Origin of the sequence: Acidisoma silvae, from assembly GCF_020618775.1 — a bacterium.
In the GTDB taxonomy this organism is placed as follows: domain Bacteria; phylum Pseudomonadota; class Alphaproteobacteria; order Acetobacterales; family Acetobacteraceae; genus Acidisoma; species Acidisoma silvae.
Window position 1 is genome coordinate 123,106 of record NZ_JAESVB010000007.1, and the last position, 24,147, is coordinate 147,252.

Below are 24,147 nucleotides of genomic sequence, written 5' to 3' on the forward strand. Positions count from 1 at the left end.
CCAAAACAGTGCCCTTCAAGAAAGCACGGATTGCGATCCCCGCCCTGATCGTGCTGGCCGCCGCGGCGGCTGGCGGTTCCCAGCTTTGGGCCGAACATCAGGCGCATGTCACCGTCAACGAGACGCTGGCGAACCTGCCCGGCGGTGCCACCGGCCGTTACGACGACCTGCACTATAACCTGTTCACGCACACCTTGCGGCTCTACGGCCTGTCCATCGCCCGCGCCGGCCAGCCGCAGATCGCGATCCGGAAATTGGTCGTCCATCACCTCAGCGGCGACGGCTCGGTCGCGAACCCGTTCCGGTCCCGCATGATCAATCTGGTCGGCCTCGACCTCTGGCGCGGGACCGATCACATCAAAATCGGCGACGGCACCGCGAAAGACGTGGCGATCCTCGCCCCCGGCATGCCCGTTCCCGCCGGCACACCCCGCTGGCTGACCGCCCCCGAAGACGGCACGCCGATCATGGTCGGGTCGCTGACCGCCAATACCATCAGCGACGAACGGGGCATGAGCATCGTCGCCCTGTCGCTTGCCGGCTATCAGTCCGGCCAGCTGCGCGACATCAGCCTGAACCAATATGCCGACAAGGACGGCAATACGGTGCAGAACGCGGCCGCGACGGCGGTCGATCTCGACGGGCTGGACCGCGTCTTCAACCCTGCCCGCTATACGCCGGGCGCCGAAACCTGGACGGCGCCGCGCCCCTTGCTCGGCCATCTTGAGATTGCCGGCCTGGCCGCCAAGGACGCGCATGGCGACAGCCGTTTCGATCATTTGACCCTCGACGGCCTTACGGGTCGGCCCTTCCTGGCCGCACCCGAGCCTGAGACGGTCAAAACGGCAGCCTTTGCCCGCGACGCGCTGGAAGCGATCGGCATCGGCAATGCGACGCTGGTCAATCTCACCGCCCAGGACAGCCGCACGGCAGCCATTGCCAAGATCGAGCATATCTCCGTCACCGGCTATGCGGATGGCGCGCTGGGGCGCTTCACCATCGGCCATGTCACCGTGCAGCAGCATGACAAGACCACGGCCAGCCTCGGGCATTTCGAACTCAGCGGTTTGAACGTGACGACCCTGCTGCATGCGCCGGCCGATGCCTCGATGGATCAGATGGTGGCCCTGGCCCAGAATGGCGGGGCCAAGATTGCAAGCTTCCAGCTGACGGACGCCGCCGTGCCGCTGCCGGACGGCGGTGGCACCGTGACCTTGAAGACCTTGCAGGACAGCGTGACCTACGGCCCGTCCATACAGACGGATATGTCCCTGAACGGTCTCAGCATTCCCGCCTCGGCCACGCCGGACCTGCAGCAGCTGTTGCAACCGCTGGGCGTCGATTTGCTGGTGCTTTCCGCGGCCGAACGCGGCAGCTACGACGCCGCGCATGGCGATACCCATATCGACGAGTCAAAGATATCGGCCGAGGGCCTGGGCAGCGTCAGCCTCAGCGGCACGTTCACAAACCTGCCGCGCACCATGCCGACGAGTGATGACTACGCCGCGGCGCTCGGCAAGACCGGCATCGGCGCCTTCCACTTGAGTTTCAGCAATGAAACCCTGGTGCAGAAGATCATCGCCATGCTGGCGAAAGAAGGCGGCAAGACGCCGGCCGACATCACCGACAGCGCCCACGCGGCCGCTGCCTTCGCGGCTGCCGCACTGGTGCCGGGACAGGCGGATGCCGGTACCCAGATCTCGAATTTCATCGATAATCCGAAGGTGCTGACGCTGACGGCAGCGCCGGCGGCGCCGGTGCCGCTGTCCACCTTCATGAGCCCGGACACACTCCATGCCGGCCAGGCCGCGCTGAATCTGACGTTGTCGGCGGAGTAAGGGCGCTGGGTTTAAAAAGCCGTCATCCCCGGGCTTGACCCGGGGATCCATCTTTGGGCGCCAAAACGTATGGATCCTCGGGTCAAGCCCGAGGATGACAATGGTAAATCTGCGTCGGCAGATTACGACCGAGACCGAAGGCTCAGCCTTCGGCGTCGTTCGCGAAACTATCGACGATCTTGCTCAGGAAACGGCGGAACAGCGCGGCCTCGTGGGGCGACAGCGCCGCCAGAACCTTGTCCTCGATACCGCTGATCTCAGTGGTCACGGCAGCCAGAGCGGCTTCGCCTTCCTCGGTCAGGCTGATCGTGCCGCCTTCCGGCGTCAGCAGCAGATGCCGCTCCGACAGATCCTCGACCAAAGCCAGAATCGAATTCTCCTGATCCGGACCGGCCCATTCCTCCAGCTCATCGAGCGTCAGATCGGCTTCGGAGACGCTGCGCAGCACTTCGAATTCCGGCAGGGAAATCGTCGCTTCACTGAGGTCTTCCTCAACCTGACGGATCAGCCCGTCCTCGGCGCGCACCAGCAGTTCCGAGACCAGCGCGGGCGCGATCTTGGTTTCGGTGACACTCGCCGGCGGCTCGTTGCGCACGAACAGGCCGTAACGGCCGCCATGGAAGGCGAGCGGGGCATGATCGTCATGGTCGAATGCATCGACCTCGCCGACGAGAATGTAATGGTCGCCGGCTTCGTGACGGAAAGCCGTGCGGCACTGAAAACGCGCCGCCGCGCCTTTGAGCAGGGGGACATCGCCCTGGCCGCGCTCGATATCGATGCCGGCGAACTTGTCCGTGCCCGACTTCGCGAAACGGCCGGAGAGCTGTTCCTGATCGGCGGCCAGGATATGCACGGCGAAATGCTCGGCCTGCATGAAGGCGGCAAGGCTGGAGGAGTTCTTGCCGATGCTCCACAGGATCATCGGCGGATCGAGCGAGACCGAATTGAAGCTATTGGCGGTGACGCCGACATCGCTGCCGTCTGCCGCGCGGGCGGTGATGACGGTGACGCCGGTCGCGAAGGAGCCGAGCGCGTTGCGGAACTGGCGGGCGCGGTCGAGGGGGGCTGTGCCGGACATCAGGCGCGCACCGCCGAACCGGAGGCATCGGCCACGCCGAGCGCCGACAGCGCCGTCGCGACGATGTCTTTCGCGGTCAGACCGGCCTCGATCGACTGGGCGGCCGGTGTGTTATGGTCAATCAACCGGTCAGGAATAACCATCGGACGTACTTTCAATCCACGATCAAGAAGGCCGGAAACGGCCAGATAATGCAGCACGGCCGAGCCGAAGCCACCAGAGACATTGTCTTCGATGGTGATGACAACTTCATGGTTTTTGGCCAGCTGGGTGATGAGGTCGGTATCCAGCGGCTTCATGAAGCGCGCATCCGCGACCGTGGTGCTGAGGCCGCGCGCCGCCAGCTCATCCGCCGCCTTCAGCGCCTCATACAGGCGCGGCCCGAGGGCGAGAACGGCGATCTTGCTGCCTTCGCGCATGACACGGCCACGGCCGAGTTCCAGAACCTTGCCGCGCGCCGGCAGGTCGAGGCCGAAGCCTTCGCCGCGCGGATAGCGGAAGGCGCTGGGCCGGTCGTCGATGGCGGCGGCGGTCGCCACCACATCCATCAGTTCCAGTTCGTCGGACGGCGCCATCACCACCATGCCGGGCAGACAGCCCATGAAGCACAGGTCATAGACGCCGGCATGGGTATGGCCGTCGGCGCCGACCATGCCGGCGCGGTCCATGGCGAAGCGCACCGGCAGGCTCTGGATCGCGACGTCATGCACGACCTGATCGTAGCCGCGCTGCAGGAAGGTGGAATAGATCGCGACGAAGGGCTTGATGCCTTCCGTCGCCATGCCGGCGGCGAAGGTCACGGCATGCTGTTCGGCAATACCGACATCGAAGGTGCGATCAGGGAACTTCTTGGCGAAGGCATCGAGGCCGGTGCCGGAGGGCATGGCCGCCGTGACGGCGACGACGCGGCTATCGGCCTCGGCTTCGGCGACCAGGGCCTTGGCGAAAACCTTGGTATAGCTCGGCGGACCCGGCGGGGCCTTGCCCTGCTCGCCGGTGACGACATTGAAGCGCGTCACGCCGTGATACTTATCGGGGCTCTGCTCGGCCGGGGCATAGCCTTTGCCCTTCTGCGTCACGACATGCAGCAGAACCGGGCCGCCTTCTTCGTGATCGCGCAGATTGCGCAGCACGGGCAGAAGATGGTCCATGTTATGGCCGTCAATGGGGCCGACGTAATAGAAGCCCAGCTCCTCGAACAGCGTGCCGCCGGTGAGAATGCCGCGCGCATATTCCTCGGCGCGCTTGGCCGTGCGTTCGATGGAACGCGGGAAGCGCTTCGCCATCTTGGCGGCCAGATCACGCAAATTAAGGAAGGAGCGCGAGGAGATCAGGCGCGACAGATAGGCGCTCATGGCGCCCACGGGCGGCGCGATCGACATGTCATTGTCGTTGAGGATGACGATCAGCCGGCTTTTCATCGAACCGGCATTGTTCATCGCTTCATAGGCCATGCCCGCGCTCATCGAGCCGTCGCCGATGACGCAGATGATCTGCTGGTCCGGGTTGTCGCCCTTAAGGTCGCGCGCCACCGCCATGCCGAGACCGGCTGAGATGGAGGTGGAGGAATGGGCGGCACCGAAGGGGTCGTATTCGCTTTCGCTGCGGCGCGTGAAGCCGGACAGGCCGCCCGGCTGGCGCAGAGTGCGGATACGATCGCGGCGGCCGGTCAGCGTCTTATGCGGATAGGCCTGATGGCCGACATCCCAGATCAGCCGGTCGTTCGGCGTGTCGAAAACGGCGTGGATGGCGACCGTGAGTTCGATCACGCCCAGCGCCGAGCCCAGATGACCACCGGTGACGGAGACGGTATCGACGACCTCCGACCGCAGTTCCTCGGCGACCTGCGCCAACTGCTCGGCCGAGAAGTTACGCAGATCGGCCGGGTAGGTGACGCGGTCGAGCAAGGGGGTATGCGGGGGCATGGGCAATCAGCTCCGTCTCGAAACGACGAAATCGGTGAGCGCGACCAGCGCGTGGGCCTTCTCTCCGAAACTGGAGAGATAACCGGCCGCCTGTTCCGCCAGCATGGACGCATGGGCGCGCGCCTGTTCCAGCCCCATGATCGAAACCATGGTGGCCTTGTTCGCCGCCTGGTCTTTGCCCACGGTCTTGCCGATTTCAGCCTCGGTGCCTTCGGTATCCAGGATATCGTCGGCAATCTGGAAAGCAGCACCCAGGTCACGGCCGAAAGCCGCGATGAGATGCCGCTGGTGGGAGGGCGCGCGGCCCAGAATGGCGCCGGCCTCCGCGCTATACTGGATCAGCCGCCCGGTCTTGAGCGCCTGTAGGCGCGTCACTTCCGCGCCCGACAGCTCCTGGCCTTCGGACAGCATGTCGATCATCTGGCCGCCGACCATGCCGCGCGCGCCGGAGGCCGCACCCAGCGCCGCCACCAGTTCGCAGCGGGCCTGCGAATCGGAATGGGTGTCGACATCGACCAGCACCTCGAAGGCGCGAGTGAGCAGCGCGTCACCCGCCAGAATCGCGGTCGCCTCGTCAAAGGCTTTATGGCAGGAGGGCTGGCCACGGCGCAGGTCGTCATCGTCCATGGCCGGCAGATCGTCATGGACCAGCGAATAGGCATGCAGCATCTCAACGGAGGCGGCCACGCGCGCGGCGCAGGCCGGCGCGACGGAGAACAGGCTCGCCACTTCCATCACCAGGAAGCCGCGCAGCCGCTTGCCGCCGCCGAGCACGGCATAGCGCATGGCTTCGATCAGCCGCTTTTCCGGTCCTTCCGGCAGCGGCAGCAGCACGTCGAGCGCACGCTCGACCTCCTGCGCACGCTTCTTCATGACCTCGGCGAGCTTCGCCGGCTGCTCGCTACCCACTACCTGCATCCGCGTTTCACTTTGTTCAAAACCGTTCATTCAACGGGCCGGGCGGTAAGAGTGCCGTCCGCCCGCTCGACAATCGACTGGATTCGCGTCTCGGCCTCGGCCAGCTTGGCCTCGCAATGACGGCGCAGCTGGCTGCCGCGCTCGAAAGCGGTGATCGCCTCTTCCAGCTTCTGCTGCCCGCTTTCCAGGCCGCGCACGATCTTTTCAAGTTCGCCCAAGGCTTCCTCGAAGGACAGGTGGGACACGTCGGCGGCGGCGCCGGAGGCGGCGGACGACGCGGAATCGGGAGCGGACGAGGCGGACATCAGGAAATCCCCCCGCACGGATAAAGCCAGAAATACGACATGATCATTCTCGTAATCCTTTTGCGACGGGAGCGCCAACCCCCTTCCTGACGACCCGGCACCCTGGCCACAGCAGGCCATCAGCGGTGTGACCAAAACAAGGCAGTGCCTGACGCACGCCTCCCCTGTTACGGAAAAGGTCGCGAAACGCCGACGCTTTGGTCTAAGACGCGCTTCTTTTGCTGGTGGATCCTCGAAACCAATATGCCCTTTCCGACCCCCCACGCCGCCCTGGCGCAGGCTCTAGAAGCACGCGGCTATTCCGAACCAACCTCCGTCCAGGCTGCGATTCTCGCAGCCGAGCCCGGCCGGGATCTGCTTGTTTCCGCCCAGACCGGTTCCGGTAAGACGGTCGCCTACGGCCTTGCCTTCGCCGAGACCCTGTTCGCTGGCGCCGAGCATCTTCCCCCCGCCGGCCCGCCGCTGGCGCTGATCATCGCGCCGACGCGCGAACTGGCCCAGCAGGTCCATGCCGAGCTGACCTGGCTTTACGCCGAGGCCCGCGCCCGCATCGTTTCCTGCGTCGGTGGCATGGATGCCCGGACCGAAGCCCGCGCGCTGGCGCGCGGCGCCCATATCGTGGTCGGCACCCCCGGCCGCCTGAAGGATCACCTGGAACGCCGCCAGCTTGATCCCTCACAATTGCGTGTGGTCGTGCTGGACGAAGCCGACGAAATGCTTGATCTCGGCTTCCGCGAGGAGCTGGAATTCATTCTCGACGCGGCCCCGGCCGAGCGCCGCACGCTGCTGTTCTCGGCGACCATTGCCCGCGAAATCGCGAATATGGCGCGCCGCTTCCAGCAGAACGCGCTGCGCATCGATACCGTCGACCGCAGCCAGCCGCATGCCGATATCGAATATCGTGCCATGAAGATCGACCCGAGCGCGATCGAAGCGGCGACCGTCAATACGCTGCGCCTGATCGACAGCCCGGCCATCATCTTCTGCGCCCGCCGCGATGGCGTGCGTACGATGACGGACGCGCTGAACGCACGCGGCTTCTCGGCCGTGGCCCTGTCGGGCGAACTGTCCCAGCAGGAGCGCAACAACGCTTTGCAGGCGGTGCGTGACGGCCGCGCCCGCGTCTGCGTCGCGACCGACGTCGCGGCCCGCGGCCTGGATCTGCCGGAACTCGGCCTTGTCATCCATGCCGATCTGCCGACCAACAAGGAAACCCTGCTGCACCGCTCCGGCCGCACCGGCCGCGCCGGCCGCAAGGGCATCTGCGTGCTGATGGTAGCGCATTCCCGCCGCCGCCGGGCCGAAATGCTGATCAATACCGCCGGCATCACGGCCCGTTGGAGCACGGCTCCCTCGGCCGCCGAGATCCGCGAGCAGGATCAGCAGCGCCTGCTGAACGACCCGATCATCGCCGAGCCGACCGCCGAGGACGATGCCGCCCTCGCCTACCAGATGGCCGAACGCTACGGCGCCGAAGCCATGGCCGCCGCCTTCATTCGCGTGCGTCGCCAATCCCTGCCCGCGCCGGCCGATATCGAAGGCGCCCGCGCCGGTTTCGAGGAGCCCCGCGCCGGCTTCCGCGAGCGTGACCAGAGCCGTGAGCGCGCGCCGCGCGACTATAGCGAGCGCCGTGAGCGTCCGTTCGAGCGTGGTTCGGATCAGGGCGGCGAGCGTCCGCGTGCGAATTTCTATGAGAATGACGGCGAACCGATGGTCTGGTTCCGTACCAGCGTCGGCCGCAACAAGAAGGCCGATCCCAAGTGGCTGTTGCCGCTGATCTGCCGTCTTGGCGCCGTGACCAAGAAAGATGTGGGCGCTATCCGCATCACCGACAGCGAGACGCGCTTCCAGATCAGCGCGGCAGCCTCCGAGGCCTTCATGACCTCGGTCGGCGAAGCGGGCGACAACGAAATCCGCATCGAGCAGGCCGATGGGCCGCCGACGCAGGACAGCGCCCGCCCGCCCCGTGGTGACTTCAACCGCAGCAGCCGTCCGCCGCGCCGCGAGGGCGAGCGGTCGGGCGGCGATCGTCCCAGCTATGGCCCGGGCAAGCCGCGTTTCGGCAAGCCTGACGGCGGTGGCTACAACAAATCCGTGCGCACCCGCGCCAAGGGCTGATCGCCGGTCTGACGGTCACCTGACATGAAAAGGGCGGCACTGCGCAGGCAGTGCCGCCCTTTTTTTGTTGGGACGCGCCCTGGCGCGTTTCAGGGCGGATTTAATCGCTCGGTAAAACCGTCATACCCGCGAAAGCGGGCATCTTCTGACCCTCGTCGCTACGCCACAGAGAGAAGATTCCCGCCTGCGCGGGAATGACGTCGTTTCAATGAAAACCTGAGACTTGCGCGCCAGGCGTCAGTCGGCCGAATCGACCGCCGCTTCCTCCAGGTCGATTTCAGCCTGACGGGCGCGGATGGCCGCCTCACCGATCGGCGGGCCTTTGAAGCGCTTCCGCTCCAGCAGGAACCAGCCCAGGATCAGCAGCACCACGGCGCCGATGGCGTAATTGTCCAGGATGTCGTTCGGCGGGCGCGTGCCGATATACAGCAGGATCACGGCACCCACGACCGTGATGGCGGCGAAGAGCTTGGACAGACCGCCCAGGCGGAACGGCCCGAACTCGGTCCAGCTTTTGCCCTCGGCCAGGAAACCGGCGGCAACCGGCATGGCATAGGAAATATACAGAAAGACCGCACAGCCGGCCGCCAGCGCCGCGAAGGCCGGCGAATAGAGCGTCGCCAGGAAGGACAGAGCCGCCACCGTCCAGATGGAGGCGACGGGCGTGCGGTAATGCGGATTGACCTTGCGCAGCGTCGCCGAAAACGGCAGGCCGCCGTCACGGGCGAAAGCGAAAAGCATGCGCGAGGTCGAGGTCATGCCCGCCAGCGCGCAGAGGTAGTTCGCGACAACGATGGCGATATAGATCAGATCTTTCAGCAGAACCGGCACCGGCAATCCGGCCAGCAGGTTGAAGAAGACATTGCCGCCGTCCTTCGCCGCCTTGGTCACATCCGGCATGGCCAGAACGAAGGAGCAGCACATGATATAGCCGAAGAGGCCCGACCAGATGACGGCATGGATCATGCCCTTGGGCACCGTGACCTGGGCGTTGACCGTCTCCTCAGACGTGTGAGCCGAGGCATCGAAACCGGTGATGGTGTAGAGCGGCAGGATCAGCCCCAGCAGCACCGCCATCAGGGCGCTGGTATGGGTGGGGAAAACGCCGCCGCCGGCATCGCCGGTATTATTGGTGAAGCTGAACAGCCGCCCGAGATCGATGGACGGCGCGGCGTAAAGCATGACGACCGTCAGCACGACCGCCGTGACGAGGATGAGATAGCCCGAGAAATCGGTCAGCTTCGTGGTGACGCGGATGCCGAAATGATTGAACAGCGCCTGGGTCGCGGTGATCAGCAGCACGCCGGTCGCCTGCTGCATCAGCCCCCAATGCGAAACGTCGATGCCGAAGATATTGGTCAGCACAAGCTGCGCGAACAGCAGATAGACGCCGACATTGACGGAGGCGATGACGAAGATGAGGCCGAGCAGGTTGATCCAGGCCGTGGCCCAGCCCCAGGCACGGCCGCCCAGGATGGACGACCAGTGATAGAGACCGCCAGCGGTCGGATAGGCCGAGGCGATCTGCGCCATGGAACAGGCGACGATGATGGCGAAAACCGCGCCGATCAGCCAGCCGACGCCGATGGCAAACCCGCCCGCCGAACTGAATCCAAGCTGAAACGAGGTGATGCCGCCGGCAAGGATGCAGATAATGGAAAAGGAAATCGCGAAATTGGAAAACAGCGGCATGCGCCGCGCCAATTCCTGCGCATAGCCCATTTTGTGCAGATGATGGGTGTCGCTGTCGAGGGGCGGATCAGTCCGCCCTGGTCCGGATGGCGAAGGCGAAGCATTCATGACGAAACCCTCTCTCGCGAAAACGCGAGGTTAGATGACCTTCGCGTTGCATTTCAATGTCATATTGAATTTGCCTGATGGTGCAGCGCAACCGTTACGCCATAAAAAACGCGCCGGAGACTGCTCTCCGGCGCGTTGTTCGTCTCTGCGCGTAGTCGTTGCTTACTTGTCGATGAAGCTCGGGTCGATGACGTCCGGATAGGTGATCGGCATCTTGATGGTGGAAAGCTTGCCCCAGATCTGGAGGCCGAGATTCATCACGTCCTTGGCTTCGCCCGGCGCCGCGATGGTGCCGAAATAGCTCTTGTTCATGGCAGCCGTGTAGAAGTTCACGCCGCCGGCGGCGGCGGCGAAGTCAGCCGGCTTGGACAGATAGCCGCCGACGCTCTTGGCCATGTCGGCATAAGCCTCGGTCGGATGGGCCTTGGTGTAGTCCACGGCTTCCAGAATGCCGTCGACCAGCGCCTGCACGTCCTTCGGGTCGTTCTTGATGGTGTCGCAACGCAGCACCAGCACGTCGAGAATGACGCCCGGGGTCGCGGCGGAGCTGATCAGCACCTTGCCCTTATTGTGTTCCTTGACGAAGGAGAGGTTTGGCTCCCAGGTCACGGCGGCGGGGATGCGGCCGGCGATGAAGGCGGCGGCGGCGTCATCGGCCGTCATGTTGACGACCTTGAAGTCGCTCTGCGTCATGCCCTGCTTGGCGAGCAGATAGTTGAACCAGAACTGGCTGGTGGAGCCTTCGTTCATGGCAATTGTCTTGCCCTTGAGGTCGGCGAGGCTGTTGACGTTATTGCCCGTCACCATGCCGTCCGCGCCGTGGCTGTCATCCAGCGCCATCACGGTCTTGAAGCAGAATTCCGGCGAGCGGTATTTCAGGATTTCGTCCAGCGTCACCGCCGTGCCCTGAATCTGGTTGGCGGCCATCGCCCCCATGGACAGCGCGCTGTCGCTGACGATGGTCAGCTTCGCGTCGAGGCCGCGCTTCTTAAAGAAGCCCATGTCGCGCGCCAGGAAGATCGGGCCGTAGCCGACCCAGACGGTCATGGACAGCGACAGCTTGCCGGCCTCGGCCGGCTTCGCCGTGCCCATGGTGGCCGCCGCCGCCAGCACCAGGCCCATGGCCGCACCCGCGTAACGGCGCCAGTTCGGGATCTTCATCGAAGTCGTCTCCTTGATTGCAGAATCAAAAACAGTTGCGGCGGGGAAGGCTCGCGGCCGGCATGATGACGGATCAATGATCCTCGTCGATCTCGTCATGCAGCAGGCCGAGAATTTGGCGTTTGATGGCGATGAAGTCGGGGTCGAGCATCATGTCCAGCGAACGTGGGCGGGGAATGTCGATATCGACAGTCGCCTTCATGCGGCCGGGGCGGGCCGTCATGACATGCACGCGGTCACCCAGGATGATGGCCTCGTCGATATCATGGGTCACGAAGAGCACGGTCTTGTGGCTGTGGTCCCAGACGCGCAGCAGCAGCTTTTGCATGGTCGCGCGCGTCTGGCTGTCGAGCGCGCCGAAAGGCTCGTCCATCAGCAGCACTTTGGGGTCGTTGGCCAGCGCGCGGGCAATGGCGACGCGCTGCTTCATGCCGCCCGAAAGCTGCTTCGGATAATGGCCGCCGAACTGCGCCAGACCGACTTCATTGAGATAGTAATTGACGATCTCTTTGCGTTCCGCCGCCGGCATGCGCCGCCGCTTGAGGCCGAATTCGATATTCTCGGCCACCGTCAGCCAGGGGAACAGCGTATAGGCCTGGAAGACCATGCCGCGATCCCGGCCGGGACCGTCGACATGATCGCCGCCGACGATAATTTCCCCGCCCGTCGATTCCAGCAGCCCGGCCGCCAGATAGAGCAGGCTGGATTTGCCGCAGCCCGAGGGGCCGACGATGACCGCGAATTCCTTTTCGCGCACTTCCAGCGAAACGCGGTCCAGCGCAAGGACGGAGCTGTTGCCGCTATTGTAGCGCAGCTCGACCGACCGGGCTTCCAGCAGCGGCGCGCCGCTTGTCTGTGTCATGGGGGTCTCCATCACCGCGCTCATGCCGCCCACCCCGCCGTCTTGGCCCGTAACAGGCGGAAGAAACTATCGGTGATGAGGCCCAGAATGCCGATGATGCCGATGGCGAGAAAGATCTTGTCGACCTGGAAGCCGCGCATCGCTTGCATGCTCATATATCCCAGACCGCTATCGGCCGCGACCAGTTCGGCGACCACGAGATAGGTCCAGGCCCAGCCCATGGTGATGCGCAGCGTGTCTATGATGCCGGGCTTGGCGGCCGGCAGGATGACATGGGTCAGCACGTCGCGGCGGGAGGAGCCCAGCGTATAGGAGGCGTTGAGCATATCGTCCGGCACGGCGCGGACACCGTCCATGATCATGACAAGCTGCTGGAAGAAGGTGCCGAAGATGATGATGGCGACACGCTGCGACAGACCGAGGCCGATCCACAGAATGAACAGCGGCACGAAGGCGGTGACCGGCAGATAGCGGATGAAATTGACCATCGGCTCCAGCGCAGCCTGCACGATGCGGAAGGTGCCCATGAGCAGACCGAGCGGCACCGCGACGACGGAGGAAATGGCGAAGCCGAGCAGGATGACCTCGATGGAGGACCACATATTCGGCCAGATGGTGCCGTCCGACACCATGGAGATGCCGCGCTCGATCACGGCCGAAGGCGACGGCAAAAAGATGTCCGGCATCACGCCGCCATAGGTCAGCGCCGACCAGATGCCGAGCACGATCGCCCAGACGACGAGGCCCGCGATCAGCGTGGCGCGCGGCGATATGGCGGCGCGCGGCGTCAACGCCACATCGACGAAGCCGCGACGGCGCTTCGGTCGGGGCGGTGTCGGCGCGGCCGCCGCGCGGGGAAGAGTGGTGGCGCCCGAGCCGCCATCGGCGGGCGCGAAGGTCTTATCGAATCTCATGGAATGCCCTACGCAAGAACCGTTCCAACCCGAAAGCCGGGCTGGCGCGTGCGGCGATAAAGGATGCAAAAGGCGAGGCATGGCAAATACTATTGATACCCTGCACAACCTTGTCGGCTTTCCCACCGTCACCGGCGGCCCCAACCTGGACTTGATGGACTGGCTGCGGCAGCGCCTGACCGATCTTGGTGCTCACGTTCGCGTTATGCCCGGAACCGATGCGGGCCGGATCAACCTTTGTGCAACTCTCGGCCCCAGCGGGCCGGACGGGATCGTGCTGTCCGCGCATGAGGATGTGGTGCCGGTCGCGGGTCAGGCCTGGACGACCGATCCGTTTCGACTGGCCGAGCGTGACGGCAAGCTGTTCGGGCGCGGGTCGGTCGATATGAAAGGCTTCCTGGCCTGCATGGTGACGGCGGCCGAGACCGCCAGCCGCATGACGCTGAAGCGCCCGCTGCATCTGGCCGTTTCGCATGACGAGGAAATCGGCTGCGTCGGCGTGCGGCCCATGCTTGCCGCGCTGGCGGCGGAAGGTTTCAAGGCCCGCGCCTGTATCGTCGGCGAGCCGACCGGCCTTGTCATCGCGACCGGTCATAAGGGCAAGGTCGCGGTGCGGGTGACCTGCCAGGGACGCGCCGCGCATTCCGCCAACCCGTCCCTCGGCGTCAACGCCATCGACATGGCAGCGGCGATGGTGGCCGAAGTCGAAGCGCTGGCGGCGTCACTCGCCGAAAGCGGCCTGCGCGACCCCGCCTATGCCGTGCCGCATGGCACGGCGCAGGTCGGCACCATCACGGGTGGCACCGCTCTGAATATCGTGCCGGCGGAAGCCAGCCTCGCTTTCGAAATCCGCTTTCCGGCCGGCGAGGATTACGAAGCGCTGCTGTCGCGGCTGCGCGTCCGCGCGGATGAGATTGCGGCCGCGCGCGGCGGCACGATCAGCATCGATATCACCAATGCCTATCCGGGTCTGGCCGAGCCCGAGACCTCACCAGCCGTCGCGCTGGCTGCGGCATCCGGTGGTTCGACCGCGTTTACAAAACTCGATTTCGGCACCGAAGCGGGATTGTTCCGCGACATGCTGGACCTGCCGAGCGTGGTCTGCGGGCCGGGCTCCATCGACCGCGCCCATAAGCCAGATGAGTTCATCACGCGCGACGAACTCATGGCCGGGGATGCGTTTCTGACGCGGATTGTCGAGAGCCTGGTTTAGGACTTCACTTTTGTATCGTCATCCCCGCGTAGGCGGGGATCTTCTTTCCTTGGCGCCGTGACGACGAGAAGATGCCCGCTTACGCGGGCATGACGTTATAAAGATGGTTTCGACTAATCCGGACGGTCACACCTTCAAAACATAGGTGCGGATGGCGTCCGCCCAGCCGGGACCGTCATTGTCGCCGGTGACGACCATGGAGGCCGCCTTCACGCTCTCCGCCGCATTGCCCATGGCGATGGAGAGGCCCGCGATCTTCAGCATGGGCACATCGACATTCATATCGCCCAGGCAGGCCATTTCCTCGGCCGTCACGCCGACGATCTTGGCCAGCGCCAGCGCCGCATGGCCCTTGTTCGCGTCCATATGCGTGACGTCGCAATAATAGGGCGATGACCGGTTGACGGAAGCCTGGCCGTGCAAACTCGCCTGCAATTCTGCCTCGACCCGGCCGACGAGATCGAAATCCTTCGATGAGGACATGATCTTGTTGGTGGTCGACAGATAAGGGCTGAAATCATCGACGATGGTGAAGGTATTGCGCGTCACCTCCGCCTCATGCGCGACATAGGGGCCGTTGCCGCCTTTCACGTACCAGCCGTTGCCGGCGAAAACCCAGACATCCAGCCCGGCCGCGCTCATATGATCGACCGCCAGACGGGCGGCATCTTCCGGGATCGCGAGTTCGTCCAGAATGGTTTTGTTGTCGGCCGCCACGATCTGCCCGCCGTTGAAACCGGCATGGGGCGTCGTGATGCCCAGCGGCTCCAGATACATTTCCATGCCGCGCGGCGGCCGGGAGGAGGCAAGGCACAGAACGATGCCGGCTGCCTTCAGTTCCTGCGCTGCCTTGATGGTTTCGGGATGCAGTGTCTTGTCCTTGCGGACCAGCGTGCCGTCGACATCGCTGACGACAAGGCGGATGGGTTTGGAGAGGGTGACGCCGCTCATGCTGATACTGGCCTCCAGGGGGAAAGATCGGCTCCAAGAGAGGGGCTTGCCGGGCCAGGGTCAAGGCGGGCAGGAATGACATATGACATTCTCCATCGCCGCCAGATGTGCCGCGACCGGTCGCTTCGCGGTGGCCGTCGCCTCCTCCTCCCCCGCCGTCGCCGCGCGCTGCGCCTATGCCCGCGCCGGTATCGGTGCCGCCACCACGCAGAACATCACCGACCCCAGGCTGGGGCCGAAGGCGCTGGACCTGATGGCGCTTGGCGCCGGCGCGACGGCGGCGCGCAACGTGCTGGTGCAGGCGACAGCCCATATCGACCACCGGCAATTGACGATGATCGACGCCGAAGGCCGCACGGCGGTCTTCTCCGGCCCCGGCACTTTGGGCATTCACGGGGAAGCCCAGGGAAAGGATGTCGTCTCGGCCGGCAATCTTCTGGCCAATCCCAATGTGCCGCGCGCCATCGTCGCGGCTTTCGAAGCAAGCCTGGGGCAGGATCTGGGCGACCGCATCATCGCCGCCATGGCGGCGGGTCTGGCCGCCGGCGGCGAGGCCGGGCCGGTCTATTCCGCCGGCATGCAGATGGTGGGCGAGGTCTCCTGGCCCATCGCCGACCTGCGGGTGGACTGGCATGACGCGCCGATTTCCGAACTGGCTCGCCTCTGGTCCATCTACAAGCCGCAGATGGAGGCCTATGTTACGCGGGCGCTTAATCCGGTGGCGGCACCGTCCTATGGCGTTCCTGGCGACGCGTAAGCCCGTTCGGCGTCTGGCAGCCTCCCGCACGGCCGGTCTTTATTTCCGCGCGGTTAGGCCAAACTCTGCGGCATAGAAGCAAGACCGTTCGTGTCAGGAGATGCCTGCCTCATGCCCGAAGCTCAGCCCGACCTTTACCGGCCTGCCCTCATCGAAGACTACGGCATGATCGGCGACTGCCGGACCTGTGCGCTGGTCAGCCGGGACGGGTCGATCGACTGGTTTTGCGTTCCGCGCTTCGATAGTGGCGCCTGCATGGCCGCCCTTCTCGGCACCGCCGAGAATGGCCGCTGGCGCCTGGGCAGTGCCACGGATGGCGCGAAAGTCACGCGGTCTTACCGCGACGGCAGCGTCGTCATCGACACCATCATCGAAACCGAAACCGGGCGCGTTCGGGTGACCGATTTCATGCCGATCGGTGCCCGCGAAACCGCCATCATCCGCATCGTCGAAGGCCTGTCCGGCGCGGTTGAGATGGCTTTCGATCTGACGCTTCGCTTCGATTACGGCAGCGTCATTCCCTGGGTGATCGGTCTGGAGGAACAGAGCGGCCTACAGGCGATCTGCGGGCCGGACCGGCTGACGCTGTTTTCCTCCCTGCCGCTGATCAGCGAACATATGGCGACGAAGGCCCGCTTCACCGTCGCGGCCGGTGACCGGCAAAGCTTCAGCCTGGTCCATAACGCCTCTCATCTTGATCTGCCCGAGCCGCCGGACGCCGATACGCTGCTCGACGATACCGTGCTGTTCTGGGAGGACTGGTCCAAGGTCTCGACCTATGCCGGCGAGTGGACGAAAGAGGTCCGCCGGTCCCTGATCGTCCTGAAAGCCCTGACCTATGCGCCGACGGGCGGCATCGTCGCGGCAGCCACCACGTCCCTGCCCGAGCAGCTCGGCGGCGCCCGCAACTGGGATTACCGGTACTGCTGGCTGCGCGATGCAACTTTGACGCTCGGCTCCCTGCTGCGTGCCGGCTACCGGACGGAGGCGCGGGACTGGCGGGACTGGCTGATGCGGGCCGCCGCCGGCATGCCCGACCAGATTCAGATCATGTATGGCATCGCGGGTGAACGCCGCCTGGACGAATGGGAAGTGCCCTGGCTGCCGGGCTATGAGAATTCGGCCCCCGTGCGCATCGGCAATGCGGCGTCAGGTCAGTTGCAGCTGGATGTCTTCGGCGAGGTGATGTCCGTGCTGTCCTCCGGCCGCAAGCTGGGCCTGGCCGACACGCCGGACGGATGGGGCCTGCAACGCGCCCTGACCGACCATATCTGCGACATCTGGCAGGAGAATGACGACAGCCTGTGGGAAGTACGCAGCGGGCGGCAACCCTTCACCTTTTCCAAGATCATGTGCTGGGTGGCGCTTGACCGGTCAATCCGCGATGTCGAGACGCATGGGTTCGACGCGCCGGTGGAGCGCTGGCGCGACGCGCGCGACGCCGCGCGACAGGAAATCCTCACGCGCGGCTTCAATGCCAGGCTGAACAGCTTCACGCAGGTTTTCGATGGCGAAGACCTGGACGCCAGCCTGCTGCTGATCCCGCATGTGCATTTTCTGGACGCCCATGACCCGCGCATGCTCGGCACGGTGGAGGCTATTCAAAAGGGCCTCGTCGTCGACGGTCTCGTGCGCCGCTACGATACCCATGAAAGCGATGACGGATTGCCGCCGGGCGAAGGCGTCTTCCTCGCCTGTAGTTTCTGGCTGGTCGACAATCTTGCCTTCCAGGGCCGGATGGACGAAGCGACCGATCTGTTCCGGCGACTGGTGGGCCTCGCTAATGATCTAGGCCTGATCGCCGAGGAATATGCGCCGGACCTGAAGCGCCAGATGGGCAATTTCCCTCAGGCCTTTACCCATGTGGCGCTGGTGAATACCGCCTTTGCCATTGCCGACGCGCATAAGGGCCAGCGCGGTCCCCGCCAGATGGGCGAATAGCCGGCGCTCAGACCGCGCTGACGCGCGGCGGCGGCGCCAGCCGGGCGCCGAGGACGATCATGATGACGGCGCCGGCCATCGCGGCGATGCCGGCGACCAGAAAGATCGAGGGATAGCCGGATATCCCGACCAGCAGGCCGGCCAGCGGACCGGTGACGCCCAAAGCCACGTCCAGGAAAACGGAAAAGACACCGAGTGCCGCGCCGCGGCTATTGGGCGGCACGCGGTTGAAGGCTTCCACGCCGAGTGCTGGGAAGATCAGCGCGAAGCCGAAGCCCGTCATTGCCGCGCCGATGGCCGCGATCAGCGAGGACGGGGCCGTGCAAAGGATCAGCAGGCCCAAAGCTTCGACCAGGAATGAGACGAAACACAGCCGCAGCGCACCGTGCCGCGCGATGCTGCTGACGAACATGAAGCGCGACAGGATGAAAAGCACGCCGAAGGCGGTGACGGCCAGCGCCGCGCCGTTCCAGTGCCGGCTTGCGAAGAACAGCGTGACGAAGGACGCGATGGTGCCGAAGCCGATGGAGCCCAAAGCCAGTGCGATGCCATGCGGCAGCACGCGCTTCAGCACATTGGCCATGGGCATCTGCGCGCCGCGTGCGCGCGTCGTCACCGGTCCGCGCATCGCGAAGGGATAGGCGATCAGCGGCACCACGATGATGACGGCGCCGATGGCCCAGAAGCCGAACAGGTTCTGGATGACGATGCCGAGCGGCGCGCCGACCGCGATGGCGCCATAGGTCGCGACCCCGTTCCAGGAAATGACCTTGGCGCTATGCGCGGGGGACGTGCGGCCGATGGCCCAGGCGATGGAGCCGGTCGCGACGCCGCTTTCCCCCGCACCCAGGCAAAGCCGGCCGATGAGCAGCAGCGTGAGGCTGATGGCGGGATCATGGCTCAGCAATCCGCCTGCCGTGGTGAAGGCCCCGGACGCGGCGCAACACAACAGACCCAGCATCACCATCTGCTTCGGGCCGACGGTATCCGTCATGCGGCCGACCGGCGCACGGGTCAGGAAGGTCGCGAGATACTGGACGCTGACCGAGAGGCCGGCGAGGACGGAACTGTATTCCAGCTTGTCATGCACGAAGGGCGGCAGAGCCGCGAGCGGCAGGCCGATGGTGAGATAGCCGACGAAAGTGAAGACGACGGTCGCCAAAATCTGCCGCAGGGCAGCGCGGCCCGACCCGCGCGTGGCGGCAGCCGTCGTCGATGCAGTCACAGTCATTCAGTCGCTCACGGCAGAAAATGAAACAGGGGGATTGGCTTCGTTATAACGCATCAACCTCGCAACGATGAATGCCCAAGGGTGGGACGATGGCGTGCACCGTGGCGATAACACAAAAGATTGCGCAACCAGATACGATGCTCACGGCGGCATCTGGCTATTCCCGCCGATCCCCTTAAGCTCGACCCATGTCCCAGTCCCCTGCGCCGACCCTCGCCCTCACCCGCCCCTTCGGTGCCCGCTATGCCTTCGTGGTCGTGGCGGTGGTCTTCACCTGCCTGCTGGTTTCGGCCGGCGTGCGCGGGGCGCCGGGCGTGCTGATCATCCCCTGGCAGAACAGTTTCGGCTGGAGCCGCGCCACCGTCAGCCTGGCGGCCGCCATCGGCATCCTGCTTTACGGTCTCTGCGGTCCCTTCGCCGCTGCCTTCATTCAGCGTTTCGGCGTGCGCCATGTGACGATGACAGCCTTCGCCGTTCTGGCGCTCTCCATCTTCGCCAGCAGCTTTATGCATGCCGCTTGGCAACTGATGCTGACCTGGGGCGTGCTGTCCGGCCTGGCGACCGGCTGTGTGGCCAATGTCCTGGGCGCCATCGTCGCCACCCGCTGGTTTACCTCGCAGCGCGGCCTGGTCATGGGCATTCTGACCGCGAGCACGGCGACCGGCACGCTGATCTTCACGCCGGTCCTGTCGACCATTGCGGTATCGGACGGCTGGCGCCCAGTGGTGCTGATCATCGCCGCCGCCGCCGCGCTGATGATCCCGGTCATCGGCTTCCTGCTGCCGGAACGCCCGGCCTCCATCGGCCTTCTGCCCTGGGGCGCGAAGCCCGGCACGGTGCCGCCCGCGCCGCCCGTGACGTCTTTGTTCGGGCAGGCCTTCGGCGGGCTGATGCTGGGCGTGAAGAACCGCACCTTCTGGCTGCTCTTCGCCAGCTTCTATATCTGCGGCTTCACCACCAACGGCCTTGTCGGCGTGCATATGATCGCGCTTTGCGCCGATCACGGCATCCCAGAAACCCGCGCCGCCGGGCTGCTGGCCATGATGGGCGTCTTCGATCTGATCGGCACCACGATGTCGGGCTGGCTGACCGACCGCTTCGACAGCCGCAAGCTGCTGTTCATGTATTATGCCCTGCGCGGCCTGGCGCTGATGTATCTGCCCTATTCGGGTTTCGGCGTGTATGGCCTGGCCGCCTTCGGCGTCTTTTTCGGCCTGGACTGGATCGCGACCGTGCCGCCGACGGTTCGTCTGGCGACCGAGACCTTCGGCGATCACCGCATGCCGATCATCTTCGGCTGGATCGTCGCCGGCCATCAGATCGGCGCGGCGAGCGCTGCCTTCCTGGCCGGTCTCAGCCGGTCGCTGGAGGGCAGCTACCTGCCGGCCTTCCTTTTCGCCGGCATGCTGGGCGTGGTGGCAGCCTTCCTGTCGATCTTCATCGGCAATGCCGACCGCCGCGCGGCTCAGCGTCTGGCCTGACGGTCAGCCGGCTGCGGCTATGCCTTCATCGTCCAGCGCGATGACGGCAAGCCTGAAGCCGAGCGCGCCTGTGACGCCGAGCAATGTGGTCAGACGAGGATCACCGTCTTCACTGAGAGATTGCGCGACCACGTTTTTATCCTGCGCGTGAGCGACGAGACTCAATGCGTGAAGGACATAGCCTGCGTCACACGACGCGAAAGCATCGTTCAGGAGGTCTAGGCTTGCCTCTGACGAGCCAAAACAGGGAGCGAGATCGAAGGGTTCAGATTTCGCCATGCTGGATGCCTAATCCTCAGCAGCATTTGTTGTTTTGAATGCGGCAGTTCCGCGAAATGCAAAGACCCCATCCAAAATCTGTCTTCACCGAGTTTACCCCGGGGTTCCAGACCTTCGGCGTCTAGAGTCTGTCAGAGTTAAATCGAATCATCTCAAAAAGCAGTCATGCCGCGGGCGGCCCCGCCCGGCGATGACGAAGATAGGGCCGCTTCAATCAAAACCTGACCGAATCTAGTGGCTGGATGCGCGGGTCGAGGCCCGCAAATGACGACTACGGCAGGCCCGGTTAACAACCGCTCAACAAAAAAGGGGGAAGCGGTTGCCCGCTTCCCCCTTTTCGCCGTGCCGGCCCGAAGGCCGGGCGGGATTTAGCCCTGCTGCTGCGTCAGCCCCGGCAGCTGCTGCTGCATCTGCGGCATCATGCGATCGGTCATGTTGTGGATGATCCACAGCGAACCGCCGATGACGATGAGAACGACCAGCGCCGCGAAGGCGAAAGCCGTGACGTTCCAACGCTGCTCCGACGAGAAGTTCAGGTGCAGGAAGAACACGAGATGCACGAAGATCTGCACGATCGCGAGGATCACGATGGTCGTGACCGTCGCGCCCGGCGACATCGAATGGCTCATCACCGCCCAGAAGGCGGCGGCCGTCAGGATGACGGAGAGGACGAAGCCGATGGCATAGGACGTGTAGCTGCCGTGGCTGGCGCCGGCGGCATCCACATGGCTATGGCCGTGTGCGCTGTGGTCCATGTTACATGACCCCCATCAGATAGACGACCGTGAAGACGCAGATCCAGACGATGTCGAGGAAATGCCAGAACAGGCTGAGCATGGTCAGGCGGCTCAGATAGACCGTGTTCAGCGGCTTCTTCATGACGCCCATCTGGAACATCAGCGTCGCCATCCACAGCAGGCCCGCCGTGACGTGGCAGCCATGGGTCGCGACCAGCAGGAAGAAGGAGGAGAGGAAGGCGCTCCGCTCCGGCCCGTTGCCGTCGGCGACGAGATGCATGAATTCCTTCACTTCGAACCCGATAAAGCCGAGGCCGAAGAGGAAGGTGATGCCAAGCCACAGCATGACCTGGCTCTTGTTGTGCCGATGCGCCGCCAGCATGGCGAAGCCGTAGGTGACGGAGCTGAGCAGCAGGCAGGCGGTTTCGATGATGACGCCGTTAAGCTCGAAGATGTCCTTCCCCGTCGGTCCACCGGCATAGGAATGCCGGTTGACCGCAACGCCCGCGAAGGCGGTGGCGAAGAGCACGCAGTCGGTCATCAGGTAGAGCCAGAAACCGAAGACCTTATTGGCCATCTGTTCCTGAGCGTGATCGTGGTGGTGGTCGTGGCCGCCGTGGGCGGCGACCGCATCAGTCGGCATGCTGCTTCTCCGTCTCGAGCGAGGCGACCTTGAGGAAATGCGCTTTTTCGATGCGCGCGACCTCTTCACCCGGCACGTAGTAGTCGATGTCGTCGTTACAGGTACGGATGATCAGCGTCAGGATGATGCCGACAACGCTGAGGATGGCCAGCCACCAGATGTACCAGATCATCGCGAAGCCGAAGACGCCGGCGAAGATGGCGATGATGAAGCCAGCCCCCGTGTTCTTGGGCATGTGGATGTCTTCGTAATGGTCGCGGGCCTGGCGTTCGATCGTACCGCGCTGCTTCGCGTCCCACAGCGGCTCGGCGTCATTGACCGTCGGCGTGGTGGCGAAGTTGTAGAAGGGCGGCGGTGACGGGATCGCCCATTCCAGGGTGCGGCCGCCCCAGACGTCGCCGGTCACGTCCATCAGCTGCTTGCGGTCGCGGATGGAGACGACGATCTGCAGGATCGAGCAGATGATGCCGGCGAAGATGAGAAGCGCGCCGAACAGAGCGACCCACATATAGGGCACCCAGGTCGGGTTGTCGTAATGCTCCATACGGCGGGTGGCGCCCATGAAGCCCAGCGCATAGAGCGGCACGAAGGCGACATAGAAGCCGACCAGCCAGAGCCAGAAGGAGCGCGTGCCCCATTTGGATTCCAGCCGGAAGCCGAACATCTTCGGGAACCAGTAGTTGAGGCCGGCGAAGCAGCCGAAGACGACGCCGCCGATGATCACGTTATGGAAATGCGCGATCAGGAAGAGGCTGTTGTGGACGATGAAGTCGATGCCCGGCACGGCCATCATGACGCCGGTCATGCCGCCGATGGTGAAGGTCACCATGAAGCCGACGGTCCAGAGCATGGCGGGCTCGTAGCGCACGCGGCCGCCATACATGGTGAAGAGCCAGTTGAAGATCTTCACGCCCGTCGGGATGGCGATGATCATCGTCGAGATGCCGAAGAAGGCATTCACGTCCGCGCCGGATCCCATGGTGAAGAAGTGATGCAGCCAGACGACGAAGGACAGAACGGTAATCGAGACCGTGGCCCAGACCATGGAGGTATAGGCGAACAACCGCTTGCTGGAATAGGTCGAGACGACTTCGGAGAAAACGCCGAAGACCGGCAAGATGAGAATGTAAACCTCTGGATGCCCCCAGGCCCAGATGAGGTTCACATACATCATCTGGTTGCCGCCACCGTCATTGGTGAAGAAGTGGAAGTCCAGATAACGGTCCAGCGTGAGCATGCCGATCGTGGCCGTCAGCACCGGGAAAGCCGCCATGATCAGGATGGAGGTGCAGAGGATGGTCCAGACGAAGACCGGCATGCGCATGAAGGTCATGCCCGGCGCCCGCATCTTGATGATTGTGACGAAGAAGTTCACGCCCGTCAGCAGGGTGCCGATACCGGAAATCTGCAGCGACCAGATCCAGTAGTCGATGCCGGAACCGGGGCTGTATTTCAGCTCGGAGAGCGGCGGATAGGCGAGCCAGCCGGCCTGACCGAACTCACCGATGGCCAGCGACAGATTGACCAGCGCCATGCCGACGAAGGTCAGCCAGAAGCTGATCGAGTTCAGGAAGGGGAAGGCCACGTCGCGGGCGCCGATCTGTAGCGGCACGGCCACGTTCATGAAGCCGATGACGAAGGGCATCGCCACGAAGAAGATCATGATCACGCCATGGGCGGAAAAGATCTGGTCATAATGTTCGGGCGGCAGGTAGCCGTGGCTGGCGCCATGAGAGAAGGCCAGCTGCGTACGCATCATGATCGCATCGGCGAAGCCGCGCAGCAGCATCACCAGCGCCATCAGGATGTACATGATGCCGATCTTCTTGTGGTCGATCGTGGTGATCCACTCTTTCCACAAATAGACCCAGAGATTGTAGCGGGCGACGAAGCCCAGCACGATGAGCACAACGATGCCCATCAGGCCGACCGCGCCCATTTCGATAGGGTTATTCAGCGGGATCGCTGACCAGGTTAATCTTCCGAGCATGTCAC

20 protein-coding genes are annotated in these 24,147 nt (G+C 64.3%); 6 read left to right on the forward strand and 14 right to left on the reverse strand.

Annotated features, from left to right (window positions below; all coding sequences use genetic code 11):
• Positions 1–8: 8 nt before the first annotated feature.
• Positions 9–1,838 (forward strand): hypothetical protein, encoded by a 1,830-nt coding sequence (locus tag ASILVAE211_RS16035; protein ID WP_227322352.1) that lies wholly within the window; start codon positions 9–11, stop codon positions 1,836–1,838.
• A gap of 142 nt (positions 1,839–1,980) precedes the next feature.
• Here ASILVAE211_RS16035 and ASILVAE211_RS16040 read toward each other — a convergent pair whose 3' ends face one another.
• The 4 genes from ASILVAE211_RS16040 to ASILVAE211_RS16055 form a co-directional block, all read right to left on the reverse strand.
• The gene (locus tag ASILVAE211_RS16040; protein WP_227322353.1) at positions 1,981–2,916 is read right to left on the reverse strand and encodes a flavin reductase; all 936 of its coding nucleotides are present in this window, start codon (positions 2,914–2,916) and stop codon (positions 1,981–1,983) included.
• On the reverse strand, positions 2,916–4,841 hold the full coding sequence (gene dxs, locus ASILVAE211_RS16045) for a 1-deoxy-D-xylulose-5-phosphate synthase (RefSeq protein ID WP_227322354.1): 1,926 nt from the start codon (positions 4,839–4,841) through the stop codon (positions 2,916–2,918). The genes ASILVAE211_RS16040 and dxs overlap by 1 nt, the downstream gene beginning before the upstream one ends.
• A 6-nt stretch (positions 4,842–4,847) precedes the next feature.
• Entirely contained in the window at positions 4,848–5,714 is an 867-nt protein-coding gene (locus ASILVAE211_RS16050; RefSeq protein ID WP_227322420.1) for a polyprenyl synthetase family protein, read from the reverse strand.
• 71 nt (positions 5,715–5,785) lie between these two features.
• Positions 5,786–6,064: an exodeoxyribonuclease VII small subunit gene (locus ASILVAE211_RS16055; protein ID WP_227322355.1), complete on the reverse strand. Its 279-nt coding sequence runs from the start codon at positions 6,062–6,064 to the stop codon at positions 5,786–5,788.
• Positions 6,065–6,307: 243 nt separating this feature from the next.
• Here ASILVAE211_RS16055 and ASILVAE211_RS16060 point away from each other — a divergent pair, with 243 nt between their 5' ends.
• Positions 6,308–8,182 carry a DEAD/DEAH box helicase gene (locus ASILVAE211_RS16060; protein WP_227322356.1) on the forward strand — a complete coding sequence of 625 codons (1,875 nt, stop codon included), beginning with the start codon at positions 6,308–6,310 and terminating at the stop codon, positions 8,180–8,182.
• A gap of 237 nt (positions 8,183–8,419) precedes the next feature.
• Here the strand turns inward: ASILVAE211_RS16060 and ASILVAE211_RS16065 are convergent, their stop codons facing one another.
• From ASILVAE211_RS16065 to ASILVAE211_RS16080, 4 genes are all read right to left on the reverse strand, one after another.
• Entirely contained in the window at positions 8,420–9,982 is a 1,563-nt protein-coding gene (locus ASILVAE211_RS16065; protein ID WP_227322357.1) for an amino acid permease, read from the reverse strand.
• A gap of 162 nt (positions 9,983–10,144) precedes the next feature.
• Positions 10,145–11,143, reverse strand: coding sequence for an ABC transporter substrate-binding protein (locus ASILVAE211_RS16070; protein ID WP_227322358.1), 999 nt, complete (start codon positions 11,141–11,143; stop codon positions 10,145–10,147).
• A 73-nt stretch (positions 11,144–11,216) separates the two neighbouring features.
• The gene (locus tag ASILVAE211_RS16075) at positions 11,217–12,005 is read right to left on the reverse strand and encodes an ABC transporter ATP-binding protein (protein WP_227322359.1); all 789 of its coding nucleotides are present in this window, start codon (positions 12,003–12,005) and stop codon (positions 11,217–11,219) included.
• A gap of 20 nt (positions 12,006–12,025) precedes the next feature.
• Complete coding sequence (locus ASILVAE211_RS16080; protein WP_227322360.1) at positions 12,026–12,919, reverse strand: ABC transporter permease; 894 nt, start codon at positions 12,917–12,919, stop codon at positions 12,026–12,028.
• 79 nt (positions 12,920–12,998) lie between these two features.
• Between ASILVAE211_RS16080 and argE the strand changes: the two genes are divergently transcribed.
• Positions 12,999–14,132: an acetylornithine deacetylase gene (gene argE / locus ASILVAE211_RS16085; protein WP_227322361.1), complete on the forward strand. Its 1,134-nt coding sequence runs from the start codon at positions 12,999–13,001 to the stop codon at positions 14,130–14,132.
• Positions 14,133–14,258: 126 nt separating this feature from the next.
• On the opposite strand, the gene ASILVAE211_RS16090 is transcribed toward argE, so the two are convergent.
• Positions 14,259–15,083: a Cof-type HAD-IIB family hydrolase gene (locus ASILVAE211_RS16090; protein WP_227322362.1), complete on the reverse strand. Its 825-nt coding sequence runs from the start codon at positions 15,081–15,083 to the stop codon at positions 14,259–14,261.
• Between the two features lie 82 nt (positions 15,084–15,165).
• Here ASILVAE211_RS16090 and ASILVAE211_RS16095 point away from each other — a divergent pair, with 82 nt between their 5' ends.
• Complete coding sequence (locus tag ASILVAE211_RS16095; RefSeq protein ID WP_227322363.1) at positions 15,166–15,840, forward strand: DUF1028 domain-containing protein; 675 nt, start codon at positions 15,166–15,168, stop codon at positions 15,838–15,840.
• A gap of 111 nt (positions 15,841–15,951) precedes the next feature.
• Positions 15,952–17,781, forward strand: coding sequence for a glycoside hydrolase family 15 protein (locus ASILVAE211_RS16100; RefSeq protein WP_227322364.1), 1,830 nt, complete (start codon positions 15,952–15,954; stop codon positions 17,779–17,781).
• A gap of 7 nt (positions 17,782–17,788) precedes the next feature.
• Here ASILVAE211_RS16100 and ASILVAE211_RS16105 read toward each other — a convergent pair whose 3' ends face one another.
• Complete coding sequence (locus tag ASILVAE211_RS16105) at positions 17,789–19,012, reverse strand: MFS transporter (RefSeq protein ID WP_227322365.1); 1,224 nt, start codon at positions 19,010–19,012, stop codon at positions 17,789–17,791.
• A gap of 188 nt (positions 19,013–19,200) precedes the next feature.
• On the opposite strand from ASILVAE211_RS16105, the gene ASILVAE211_RS16110 reads away from it, so the two are divergent.
• A complete protein-coding gene (locus ASILVAE211_RS16110; protein ID WP_227322366.1) occupies positions 19,201–20,493 on the forward strand; it encodes an MFS transporter in 1,293 nt (430 codons plus the stop codon).
• A 3-nt stretch (positions 20,494–20,496) separates the two neighbouring features.
• Here the strand turns inward: ASILVAE211_RS16110 and ASILVAE211_RS16115 are convergent, their stop codons facing one another.
• From ASILVAE211_RS16115 to cyoB, 4 genes are all read right to left on the reverse strand, one after another.
• Positions 20,497–20,772, reverse strand: a complete 276-nt coding sequence (locus ASILVAE211_RS16115) for a helix-turn-helix domain-containing transcriptional regulator (RefSeq protein WP_227322367.1) — start codon at positions 20,770–20,772, stop codon at positions 20,497–20,499.
• 368 nt (positions 20,773–21,140) lie between these two features.
• Complete coding sequence (gene cyoD, locus ASILVAE211_RS16120) at positions 21,141–21,527, reverse strand: cytochrome o ubiquinol oxidase subunit IV (protein ID WP_227322368.1); 387 nt, start codon at positions 21,525–21,527, stop codon at positions 21,141–21,143.
• A 1-nt stretch (position 21,528) separates the two neighbouring features.
• A complete protein-coding gene (cyoC, locus tag ASILVAE211_RS16125) occupies positions 21,529–22,152 on the reverse strand; it encodes a cytochrome o ubiquinol oxidase subunit III (protein WP_227322369.1) in 624 nt (207 codons plus the stop codon).
• Positions 22,142–24,142 carry a cytochrome o ubiquinol oxidase subunit I gene (gene cyoB / locus ASILVAE211_RS16130; RefSeq protein WP_227322370.1) on the reverse strand — a complete coding sequence of 667 codons (2,001 nt, stop codon included), beginning with the start codon at positions 24,140–24,142 and terminating at the stop codon, positions 22,142–22,144. The genes cyoC and cyoB overlap by 11 nt, the downstream gene beginning before the upstream one ends.
• Positions 24,143–24,147: the final 5 nt, after the last annotated feature.